Origin of the sequence: Mycobacterium kubicae, assembly GCF_015689175.1 — a bacterium.
GTDB lineage: Bacteria > Actinomycetota > Actinomycetes > Mycobacteriales > Mycobacteriaceae > Mycobacterium > Mycobacterium kubicae.
On the sequence record NZ_CP065047.1, the window covers coordinates 1390969 to 1402562 of the forward strand.

Below are 11594 nucleotides of genomic sequence, written 5' to 3' on the forward strand. Positions count from 1 at the left end.
CATGGGAGTCGCCGAATTCAACAAGAATGACTCCTACCCGTAAGGGACATAGCTTTGCTTCAGAAGTTGCTGCGCCTTGGTGAAGGTCGCATGGTCAAGCGCCTCACCAAGGTCGCTGACTATGTCAACACGCTGTCCGACGACGTCGAAAAGCTCAGCGACGCCGAACTGAGGGCCAAGACCGACGAGTTCAGAAGCCGCCTGGCCGACGAGAAAAACCCCGAAGACCTCGACGATCTGCTGCCCGAGGCGTTCGCCGTGGCCCGTGAGGCCGCCTGGCGGGTGCTCGACCAACGGCCCTTCGACGTTCAGGTGATGGGCGCGGCGGCGCTGCACCTGGGCAACGTCGCGGAGATGAAGACCGGTGAAGGCAAGACGCTGACCTGTGTGCTGCCCGCCTACCTCAACGCGCTGGCCGGCAAGGGCGTGCACGTCGTCACCGTCAACGACTACCTGGCCAAACGCGACAGCGAGTGGATGGGTCGCGTGCACCGGTTCCTCGGCTTGGAGGTGGGGGTCATCCTCGCCCAGATGACTCCTGACCAGCGCCGGGTCGCCTACAACGCCGACATCACCTACGGCACCAACAACGAGTTCGGCTTCGACTACCTGCGCGACAACATGGCGCACTCGCTGGACGACCTCGTGCAGCGCGGGCACAACTTCGCCATCGTCGACGAGGTCGACTCCATCCTGATCGACGAGGCCCGTACCCCGCTGATCATCTCCGGCCCGGCCGACGGCGCCTCCAACTGGTACACCGAGTTCGCCCGGCTGGCGCCGCTGATGGAAAAGGACGTCCACTACGAGGTCGACCTGCGTAAACGCACCGTCGGCGTGCACGAAAAAGGGGTCGAGTTCGTCGAAGACCAACTCGGCATCGACAACCTCTACGAGGCCGCCAACTCCCCACTGGTCAGCTACCTCAACAACGCGCTGAAGGCCAAGGAGCTGTTCAACCGGGACAAGGACTACATCGTCCGCAACGGCGAAGTCCTGATCGTCGACGAGTTCACCGGCCGCGTGCTGATCGGCCGCCGCTACAACGAAGGCATGCACCAGGCCATCGAGGCCAAGGAGCACGTCGAGATCAAGGCCGAGAACCAGACGCTGGCCACCATCACGCTGCAGAACTACTTCCGGCTCTACGACAAGCTGGCCGGCATGACCGGTACCGCCCAGACCGAGGCGGCCGAGCTGCACGAGATCTACAAGCTGGGCGTGGTCTCCATCCCGACCAACAAGCCGATGATCCGCACCGACCAATCCGACCTGATCTACAAGACCGAGGAAGCCAAATACCTCGCCGTGGTCGACGACGTCGCCGAACGCTACGAGAAGGGCCAGCCGGTCCTGATCGGTACCACCAGCGTCGAGCGCTCGGAGTACCTGTCGCGCCAGTTCACCAAGAAGCGCATCCCGCACAACGTGCTCAACGCTAAATACCACGAGCAAGAGGCCGGCATCGTCGCCGTGGCGGGGCGGCGCGGCGGCATCACCGTCGCCACCAACATGGCCGGCCGCGGCACCGACATCGTGCTCGGCGGCAACGTCGACTTCCTGACCGACCAGCGGCTGCGCGAACGCGGCCTGGACCCGGTGGAAACCCCCGACGAATACGAGCAGGCCTGGCACGAAGAACTGCCGATCGTCAAGGAAGAGGCCGGCAAAGAGGCCGCCGAGGTGATCGAAGCCGGCGGCCTGTACGTGCTGGGCACCGAACGCCACGAGTCGCGGCGCATCGACAACCAGTTGCGCGGCCGTTCCGGCCGCCAGGGTGACCCGGGTGAGTCCCGGTTCTACCTGTCGCTGGGCGACGAGCTCATGCGCCGGTTCAACGGGGCCGCGCTGGAATCACTGCTGACCCGGCTGAACCTGCCCGACGACGTGCCCATCGAAGCCAAGATGGTCACCCGCGCCATCAAGAGCGCCCAGACCCAGGTCGAGCAGCAGAACTTCGAGGTCAGAAAGAACGTCCTCAAGTACGACGAGGTGATGAACCAGCAGCGCAAGGTCATCTACGCCGAGCGCCGCCGCATCCTGGAAGGGGAGAACCTCAAGGACCAGGCGTTGGACATGGTCCGTGACGTCGTCACCGCCTACGTCAACGGCGCGACCACCGAAGGCTACGCCGAGGACTGGGATCTGGATGCGCTGTGGACGGCGCTGAAGACGCTGTACCCGGTCGGCATCAGCCACGAGACGCTGACGCGCCAGGACGAAGAGTCCGAGCGCGACGACTTGACCCGCGAGGAGTTGCTGGAAGCACTGCTCGCCGACGCCGAAAGGGCTTACGCGGCAAGGGAAGCCGAGCTCGAGGAGCTTGCCGGCGAGGGCGCGATGCGTCAGCTGGAGCGCAATGTGTTGCTCAACGTCATCGACCGCAAGTGGCGCGAACACCTCTACGAGATGGACTACCTCAAGGAGGGCATCGGGCTGCGCGCCATGGCCCAGCGTGACCCGCTGGTCGAATACCAGCGCGAGGGCTATGACATGTTCATGGCGATGCTCGACGGCATGAAGGAGGAGTCGGTCGGCTTCTTGTTCAACGTCACCGTGGAAGCCGTTCCCAACCCCACGCCGCAGGTGGCGCCCGTCGAGGCGCCCGAAGGGCTGGAGCAGTTCGCGACCGCCGCGGCCGGCGGGGACAACGGTGGCGCCGACGGGACGCCAGCGCCCGTCCGGGAAGAGCCGCCAAGCACGTTGCGCGCCAAGGGCATTGACGATGCTGACAGCGAGGCGCCGGCGCTCACCTATTCCGGCCCGTCCGAGGACGGCTCGGCGCAGGTGCAGCGCAACGGCGGTGGCGCGCAGAAGACGCAGGCCGGGGTGGCCGGCGGCGGCAGCCGGCGCGAGCGTCGGGAAGCCGCGCGCCGGCAAGGTCGCGCGACCAAGCCGCCGAAATCGGTGAAGAAGCGCTGACCGTCCCGCCGAGTGTGCGGCTAGCCGCGCATTCGGCACCCAGCGTGCGGCTGGCCGCACACTCGCCAACCGGGTGAGCAATTGAGGCAGTCGCCTCATGTGCGGTCCACGCGGCGACGCGCAACATTCGTGCATGACCAAATACCGCACCCCCCTCGACGCCGCCACGGCGGTCCTGCAGAACCCGACCCTCCCCGCCGGAGACGACGAACGATTCGTCGGCTTCGGTGTCATGGGCCTGCCCTTTGCCAACGGCAATTATCTTGCACTGCGGCACTTTCCCGCCGCGACCTTCGCACCCGCCTACCGGTCGGTGTGGCATCGCGACCCGAACGGCCGGTGGACCTTCTACGCGACCACCCCGGGCCCGCAGAGCTGCTCTCGCTACTTCAGCACGGTCACCACCAACGCCGCCGTGCAGTGCGAGATCGACATCGCCTGGGTGACGCCGTGGTCCCTGTTCGTCGGGATCACCGGCCTGCTGGAGTGGGAAATCGACCTGCGCGCGACGCCGGCCACCCGGATGATGAGCGCCATCGGCCGCAGGTTGCCCGCCGGAGCGTGGACCAATCGGACGGTGCTGGGCGCGCTGGGCCGAGCGGCCGGTGTAACGCTGCACGCCGGCCAGCTCCGGCTGGCCGGAACCGCTCCCAACGGCCAGCGCTTCATGATTGCGCCCAGGCAGGTGTGGGCGGTGTCGCGGTCGCGGGCCGTGCTGGCTGGCACGGACCTCGGTCCCGTCGGGCCGCTGCCCGACCAAGCCCAGCTCGCCGGCTTCCGTCCGCCGCAGCGGGGGTTGTTCGTCGTGGGCTCGGGACACTTCGAGAATTTCGACGCGGATCGTCACCATGGCGTCCATCGCACTGTCTCGTTCAGCTGACCGGCCGCACAATAGGGTCGTGCCCGCCGCTGCCGAGGCCCCCGAACTACCGACCCGCGCGGAGCTGCTCGCCGCGCTGTCGGTGGCGATCGACCTGGGCCTGGGCCAGCCCGCCGAACACATGCTGCGGGCCGCGCTGATCGCCACCCGGCTCGCCGATCGGTTGGGCCTGACCAAACAGCAGCGCGACTGCGTGTACTACACGACGCTGATCATGTGGATCGGCTGTCACGCCGACTCTCATGAATATGCGCGCTGGTTCGGCGACGACATCGCGGTCCGCCACGACTCCTATCTGGTCGACTGGGCCGGTCTGCCGTACTGGCGATTCCTGATCGGAAACGTCGGGCGCGGTCAGCCGCTGCTGAACCGACTGAGCATCATGACCGCGCTGTTCGTCGACGCGCGCGGCCAACTCTCCCGAATGATCCACTCGCACTGCACCTCTGCGGCGCTGCTGGCCGACCGGATGGGCCTGGGCCCCGACGTGCAGGCGGCGCTGGGCTTCGCGTTCGAACGTTACGACGGCGGCGGCCTGCCCAGCGGCGCCCGCGCTGAGGACATCCCCATTCAGATGCGAGTCGCCCAGCTTGCCGAACTGGCAGAGGTGCACCACCGCACCTACGGCAGCGCGGGCGCGATGGCGATGGTGCGCTCCCGGCGGGGGGGACAGTTCGATCCCGTCGTGGCCGATGCCTTCCTGGCTGATGCCGAGGCGATACTGGCCGGACCGCTCACCGGCGACGCGTGGGCGGCGGCCCTGCGCGCGGCACCCGATCGTCAGCGGGTGGACGAGCAGACGCTCGACGCGCTGCTGATTGCGCTGGGTGACTTCGTCGACCTGAAATGCCCATTCACGCTGGGGCATTCGCGGGCCGTCGCGCAGCTTGCGGGCAGCGCCGCGCTGGCTGCCGGATTGGACGCCGAGGCGGCCGCGTTGACCCGGCGTGCCGGTCACGTGCACGACCTCGGCCGCATCGGTGTGTCCAACCACATCTGGTCCAGCCCAAATGCGTTGAGCGCGGCAGACTTCGAACGGATACGGCTGCACCCGTATTTCACCGTGCGGATCCTCAAACAGGTTCCCGCGCTGCGGCAGGTCGCCGAGGTGGCCGGTAACCATCACGAGTGCCTGGACGGGTCGGGATATCCCCGCGGACTCACCGGTACCGCACTGGGGCTCCCGGACCGAATACTGGCGGCAGCGGTCAGTTACCAATCCGCCTGCGAGCCAAGGCCATACCGGGACGAGCTGACACCGCAGTCGGCGGCCCGTCGGCTTCAGGGCCGCGTCCAGGCCGGCGAACTCGACGCCGTCGCCGCCGAGGCGGTGCTGCACGCCGCCGGGCATCGCGACCAGCGGCCCAAGGCGCGTCCGGACGGGCTGACCCCCCGCGAGGTCGAGGTGCTGTGCCTGGTCGCCCGGGGTGCGTCCAACAAAGACATCGCCGCGCAGTTGGTCATCAGCGAGAAGACCGCCCGCAACCACGTGGAGCGCACCTACGCCAAGATCGGCGTTTCCAATCGTATCGGCGCCAGCATGTACGCGCTTCGGCACGGGCTGGTCAGCAGCTAACGCCAAATTGAGGCAGATAACCCATGTACGCGGGGACCTCGGAAGCGCACAATCAGCTCATGAAGCGGTACCTGACAATCGGATACGGCGTCGCAAGTTACGCCGTCTTCCTGGTGGCTTTCTTGTACGCGATCGGTTTCGTGGGAAACTTTGTGGTGCCACGCAGCATCGATCTTGGCGTCGCCGCGCCGCTGTGGCCGGCGGTGTTGATCAACATGGGGTTGCTGGCGGTCTTCGCCATTCAGCACAGCGTCATGGCGCGCCCGGCGTTCAAGAGATGGTGGATGCGGTTCGTGCCGCAGGCAATTGAGCGCAGTACTTATGTCTTGCTGTCCAGTCTTGCGCTGCTGCTGATGTATTGGCAGTGGCGCTCGATGCCGGCAGCGATCTGGGACGTGCGTCAGCCCGTCGCTCGTTGGGCGCTGTGGGCGCTGTTCTGGCTCGGCTGGGCGATCGTGTTCTTGAGCACGTTCATGATCAACCACTTCGACCTGTTCGGCTTGCGGCAGGTCTATCTGGCCTGGCGCAAAGAGCCCTACACCGAAGTCGAATTCCGCAGCAACCTGTTCTACCGACTCGTTCGCCACCCGTTGATGCTCGGTTTCGTCATCGCCTTCTGGGCCACGCCGACGATGACGGCAGGGCATTTACTGTTCTCCGGCGCCACCACGGCCTACATCCTGGTGGCGCTGCAGCTCGAGGAGCACGACCTGGTGGCCGCACTGGGCGATGAGTACCGCGCCTACCGTCGCGAGGTGCCCATGCTGCTACCCATACCACGCCCGCATCGGGGCGAACCCTTTGGGCGAGAGCAGGTTTCGGGCTAGTCCGGGCTAGTCCGCGACCAGCCGGGCGATTCGGTCCAGCGTGGCCCGCATCCCGTCTTCAGTCTGTTCAGGCATGGTGCCGCGAGTGATCAGCCACCGCTGCTTGTCGCGGGACACGTCCCAGGTCTCGCGCACCAATGTGCCGCCATCGACCGGGCTCAGCTCATAGCGCCAGATGCGGCCGCCGACCAGACCGCCCGCGCCGAAGGTCTGCCAGGCGATGCGGCGGTCGGGTTCGAACTCGATGACGGTGTTGACGGTGCGGTAGGGCAGAAACAGCGTCTCCCGCCGACCCCGCATCGCCATCCCGAATTTGGTGCCCTGCGCCAGGGGCACCGAATGCTGCGTGGCCCGGTTCAGCGATTCCGAGCCGTCGAAGAGCACATGTCGCCCGGCGTCGGCCAGCAACGCGAAGATCCGCTCGGGGGAGGCATCGATGACGCGCTCGACGCTGACTGTGTTCCCGTCCATCCGGCCAATCTAGCCGCCGTGAGTTCGTCAGCCCTCAATCAGCCAATGTGCAGGGCGACGACCAGCCAGCGGGCCGCGTCGCCGACCGTCACCTGCTCCACCCGGCAGGCGATCGCATGGATGCGCTGTCCGCGGCTGTAGGTCCCGAAGACCTCGGCCGCGAGCGGCTGTGCCACCACAGGCTGCAGACGCATCCGCCGCAGCACCGCCGCGCCCTGGGGCGGGCCCAGCGCACGACTGACCGAAACCACCGAGTCGAGCAGGGCCGGTGTCAGCAGGCAACCCAACTGCGCCGCCGGGCGGCGCCGGTCGATGACTTCCAGCACTCGGCGCAACGCGGCGTCGGCGAAGGTTCCGGCATGTCGCATCGGCAGCGAGGTCGTCGGGGACGGCGCGGCGACGGGCCCCGCGCCGCCGTCACCAGGCGGCCGGTGCGGCACCCGAGGGCTTGGACGCAACGCCGATTGTCGGCAGCGCGGAACGCTTGAGGTCGGGGGTTCATAGTCGACCACCGGCCGCACGGCGAAGGTGTCACGGTGGGAGACAATAGGACTGACGCTCAACGGGCACTCTCCAGCTCATGGTGCAACGCAAGCCTGCTGGAGAGTGGCAGACCATCTTCAGATGCCGGCCATCATGGCACAAATTTCGCGGTGGCGTACCCGCGCCATCGCGACCGCCCATCTGCCGTTACGGTGGGCGGAAAACCACATCCGGCCAGCCGCCGAATTACGGGCGCAGTGACAGGAGGACGCGGCCGCAATGGTGACTCGGTTGTCCCCGGCCGACACGTCCTTCTATCGGTTGGAGAACACTGCCACCCCGATGTACGTCGGGTCGCTGTCCATCCTGCGCCGCCCGCGCGCCGGCTTGAGCTACGAGACGCTGCTGGCCACCGTGGAACAGCGGCTACCGCAGATTCCGCGCTACCGCCAGAAGGTGCGCGAAGTGCGGTTCGGCATGGCCCGCCCGGTGTGGCTGGACGACCCGGACTTCGACATCACCTACCACGTCCGGCGTTCGGCGCTGCCGTCACCGGGCACCGACGAACAACTGCACGAACTGATCGCCCGCCTGGCCGCACGGCCGCTGGATAAATCGCGGCCGCTGTGGGAGATGTATCTCGTCGAGGGTCTGGCCAAGAACCGCATCGCGCTCTACACCAAGTCCCACCAAGCCTTGATCAACGGCATGTCCGCGCTGGAAATCGGGCACGTGATCGCCGATCGCACCCGGCGGCCACCGGCGTTCCCCGAAGACATCTGGGTCCCGGAACGCGACCCCGGCAACACCCGGCTGGTCCTGGGCGCGATCGGTGACTGGATCGTCGGGCCCGGTGCGCAATTACAGGCCGTCGGCTCGGCGGTGGCCGGGGCGGCCACCAACTACGGTCAGCTCGTCGACACCGGACGGCGGTTCCTCGATGTCGCCCGCACGGTGGCGCGCGGTACGGCCCCCAGCAGTCCGCTCAACGCCACCGTGTCGCGCAATCGCCGGTTCACCGTGGCTCGTGGCCGGCTGGAGGATTACCGGACGGTCCGCGCCCGCTACGACTGCGACGTCAACGACGTGGTGCTGGCCGTGATCGCCGGGGCGTTGAGCAACTGGCTGATGTCTCGCGGCGAAGCGGTCGGGATGGCGACCACGGTGCGGGCGATGGCCCCGCTGTCGGTGTACGCCGACGACCCGCTGGACGCCACCGGACCCGGTCAGGCGATCAGTCAGGTGACCCCGTTCCTGATCGACCTCCCGGTGGGGGAAGGCAATGCGGTGATACGGCTTTCGCAGATCGCCCACGCCACCGAATCCCACCCGACGGCGGGCAGCCGGGTCGACGCCAGAACCATCGTGACGCTGTCGGGGTTCGCGCCACCCACTCTGCACGCGATGGGGATCCGGGTGGCGACAACGTATTCGGCGCGACTGTTCAACCTGCTGATCACCAATGCTCCTGGCGCGCAGTCGCAGATGTACATCGCCGGCACCAAGTTGCTGGAGACCTATGCGGTGCCGCCGTTGCTGCAGAACCAGGCGTTGGCGATCAGTGTCACCTCCTACAACGGCATGTTGTACTACGGAATCAACGCCGACCGGGACGCCATGAGCGATGTCGACATGTTGCCGGCACTGCTGAATCAGGCACTGGAAGAGCTGCTCGAAGTCTCGCGGTAGTCCGGGCGTTCGAAATCGCTGCGGGCATATAACATCCGTTGATGTGAGCACCCCCAGCAACGGCGACCACGCCACCGGCAAGGCGAAGAACAAGGCCGGCGGGCCGAACGTGCGCAAGATTCCCGACGACGTCTATGAAGCCGAATTATTCCGGCTGCAAACGGAATTCGTGAAGCTGCAGGAGTGGGTGCGGCAGTCCGGCGCGCGGGTCGTCGTCATCTTCGAGGGCCGCGATGCGGCGGGCAAGGGCGGCGCCATCAAACGGATCACCGAATATCTCAGCCCGCGAATCGCTCACGTCGCCGCGTTGCCCGCACCCACCGAGCGGGAGCGCGGACAGTGGTACTACCAGCGTTACATCGCCCATCTGCCCGCCAAAGGCGAGATGGTGCTGTTCGATCGGTCCTGGTACAACCGGGCCGGGGTGGAACGAGTCATGGGATTCTGTACGCCGCAAGAGTATGTCTTGTTCCTGCGCCAGACGCCGATCTTCGAGCAGATGCTCATCGACGACGGAATCCTGTTGCGCAAGTACTGGTTCTCCGTGTCCGAGGGCGAGCAGCTGCGGCGTTTCAAGGCCCGTCTCAACGATCCGGTCCGGCAATGGAAGCTGAGCCCCATGGACCTGGAATCGGTGTATCGGTGGGAGGACTATTCGCGGGCCAAGGACGAAATGATGGTGCACACCGACACACCGAGCAGTCCTTGGTATGTCGTGGAATCCGACATCAAGAAACACGCGCGACTGAACATGATGGCGCACCTGCTGTCCAGCATCGACTACCGCGAGGTGGAACGGCCGAAAGTGGAACTGCCCGAACGGCCGGTGGTCAGCAGCACCTATCAGCGACCTCCCCGTGAGCTGTCGACATACGTCGACGACTACGCGTCCACACTGTGGTGATGCAGGTCTACATCCCGGCAACGCTGGCCATGTTGCAGCAACTCGTCGCCGAGGGTTCGCTATGGCCGGTCAACGGCACCGCCTTCGCCGTGACCCCCACCTTGCGCGAGTCCTACGCCGAGGGTGACGACGACGAACTCGCCGAGGTGGCACTGCGCGAGGCGGCACTGGCCTCGCTACGCCTGCTGGCCGCCGACGACAGTGCACTGCCGCCCCGGCGGGCAGTGCTGGCCGCCGAGGTGGACGACGCGACGTACCGCCCCGACTTGGACGACGCCGTCGTCCGACTGGCCGGACCCGTGGCAATGGATCACGTGATCGCGGCGTACGTCGACAACGTCGCCGCCGAAACCGACATCAGGGCTGCGATCGAAGTCATCGATTCCGCCGATCTCGGGGACGAGGATGCCGAGCTCGTCGTCGGTGACGCCCAAGACCACGATCTGGCCTGGTACGCCAACCAGGAACTGCCTTTTCTGCTTGAGCTGCTGTAGACCGGGAATCTTTGTCGTCAGCGCGGTGTGACGCATTCTGCACGCTCAGCTATGGATACGGGCCAGTAACCTACGGTACCGTAGCTTTATTGGACGGGCGGGAAATCGCTGTCAACGCAGCGGAAGCTGAGGGCCGCAACCGAGCAGGAGCTTCCTATGGGCAAGAGAAACGCGTCGATCACCGGAAACGTCGTCGACACCACGCGTCCCACGATCGTGGAAGGTCAGACGCACCCCGGCTGGCATGCACTGCGCAAAATCGCCTCGCGCATCACCACCCCGCTGTTGCCGGACGACTATCTGCATCTGGCCAACCCGCTGTGGTCCGCGCGGGAACTGCGCGGCCGCATCCTGCAGGTGCGCCGGGAGACCGAAGACTCCGCCACGTTGGTCATCAAGCCGGGCTGGGGCTTCAGCTTCGACTATCAGCCGGGCCAGTACATCGGGATCGGCCTGCTGGTCGAGGGACGGTGGCGCTGGCGGTCCTACTCGCTGACCTCGAGCCCGGCCGCAACCTCCGGCGCGACGCGGACGATCACCATCACCGTCAAGGCGATGCCGGAAGGCTTCCTGTCCGGCCACCTGGTGGCCGGCGTCGAACCGGGCACCATCGTGCGGCTGGCCGCACCGCAGGGCAACTTCGTGCTGCCCGATCCGGCGCCGTCGTCCATCCTGTTCCTGACCGCAGGCTCGGGCATCACGCCCATCATGTCGATGCTGCGCACCCTGGCCCGTCGCGACCAGATCACCGACATCGAGCACCTGCATTCGGCGCCCACGGCCTCAGACGTGATGTTCCGCGCCGAGCTGACCGAGCTGGCCGACGAACACCCCGGCTATCGCCTGTCGTTGCGTGAAACGCGTGCCCAGGGCCGGCTGGACCTGTCCCGCCTCGACGAGGCCGTGCCCGACTGGCGCGACCGTCAGACCTGGGCCTGTGGGCCCGAAGCCATGCTCAACCAGGCCGAGAAGGTGTGGTCCGCGGCGGGCATCGGCGATCGCCTACACCTCGAGCGGTTCGCGGTGTCCAAGGCCGCGCCCGCCGGAGCCGGCGGGACGGTCACCTTCGCGCGCAGCGGCAAGAGCGTATCCGCCGACGCGGCCACATCGGTGATGGACGCCGGTGAAAATGCCGGTGTTCAGATGCCATTCGGCTGCCGAATGGGTATATGCCAGTCATGCGTGGTGGAGCTGGTCGATGGTCATGTCCGTGACCTGCGCACCGGCCGAGAGCACGACCCCGGCAGCCGCGTCCAGACGTGTGTGACCGCCGCGTCGGGTGACTGTGTCGTGAACATTTAAGCTACCCACTGGTAACTTACGGCTTCGTAGGTTACGATGGCGTAGG

The 11594-nt window shown here is 66.5% G+C and carries 10 protein-coding genes; 8 read left to right on the top strand and 2 right to left on the bottom strand.

The window, feature by feature from the left end:
* The first annotated feature begins 54 nt into the window (after positions 1-54).
* From secA to mddA, 4 genes are all read left to right on the top strand, one after another.
* Positions 55-2922, top strand: coding sequence for a preprotein translocase subunit SecA (secA, locus tag I2456_RS06650; RefSeq protein ID WP_068029119.1), 2868 nt, complete (start codon positions 55-57; stop codon positions 2920-2922).
* Between the two features lie 133 nt (positions 2923-3055).
* Positions 3056-3802 carry a hypothetical protein gene (locus tag I2456_RS06655; protein WP_085072840.1) on the top strand — a complete coding sequence of 249 codons (747 nt, stop codon included), beginning with the start codon at positions 3056-3058 and terminating at the stop codon, positions 3800-3802.
* Complete coding sequence (locus I2456_RS06660) at positions 3771-5378, top strand: HD domain-containing phosphohydrolase (RefSeq protein ID WP_085072820.1); 1608 nt, start codon at positions 3771-3773, stop codon at positions 5376-5378. The genes I2456_RS06655 and I2456_RS06660 overlap by 32 nt, the downstream gene beginning before the upstream one ends.
* Before the next feature lie 59 nt (positions 5379-5437).
* Positions 5438-6205 (top strand): methanethiol S-methyltransferase, encoded by a 768-nt coding sequence (gene mddA, locus I2456_RS06665; RefSeq protein ID WP_085072841.1) that lies wholly within the window; start codon positions 5438-5440, stop codon positions 6203-6205.
* Positions 6206-6211: 6 nt separating this feature from the next.
* Here the strand turns inward: mddA and I2456_RS06670 are convergent, their stop codons facing one another.
* Positions 6212-6676: an SRPBCC family protein gene (locus I2456_RS06670; protein ID WP_085072821.1), complete on the bottom strand. Its 465-nt coding sequence runs from the start codon at positions 6674-6676 to the stop codon at positions 6212-6214.
* Between the two features lie 38 nt (positions 6677-6714).
* Entirely contained in the window at positions 6715-7239 is a 525-nt protein-coding gene (locus tag I2456_RS06675; RefSeq protein ID WP_085072822.1) for an Rv3235 family protein, read from the bottom strand.
* A gap of 199 nt (positions 7240-7438) precedes the next feature.
* Here I2456_RS06675 and I2456_RS06680 point away from each other — a divergent pair, with 199 nt between their 5' ends.
* The 4 genes from I2456_RS06680 to I2456_RS06695 all read left to right on the top strand — a co-directional run bounded on the left by I2456_RS06680 (position 7439) and on the right by I2456_RS06695 (position 11548).
* On the top strand, positions 7439-8848 hold the full coding sequence (locus tag I2456_RS06680) for a WS/DGAT/MGAT family O-acyltransferase (RefSeq protein ID WP_085072823.1): 1410 nt from the start codon (positions 7439-7441) through the stop codon (positions 8846-8848).
* Positions 8849-8891: 43 nt separating this feature from the next.
* The gene (gene ppk2 / locus I2456_RS06685) at positions 8892-9752 is read left to right on the top strand and encodes a polyphosphate kinase 2 (RefSeq protein WP_068164537.1); all 861 of its coding nucleotides are present in this window, start codon (positions 8892-8894) and stop codon (positions 9750-9752) included.
* Complete coding sequence (locus tag I2456_RS06690; RefSeq protein ID WP_116645876.1) at positions 9749-10246, top strand: DUF6912 family protein; 498 nt, start codon at positions 9749-9751, stop codon at positions 10244-10246. Before ppk2 ends, I2456_RS06690 begins: the two co-directional genes overlap by 4 nt.
* Positions 10247-10402: 156 nt before the next feature.
* Positions 10403-11548, top strand: coding sequence for a ferredoxin reductase (locus I2456_RS06695; RefSeq protein WP_085072824.1), 1146 nt, complete (start codon positions 10403-10405; stop codon positions 11546-11548).
* Positions 11549-11594: the final 46 nt, after the last annotated feature.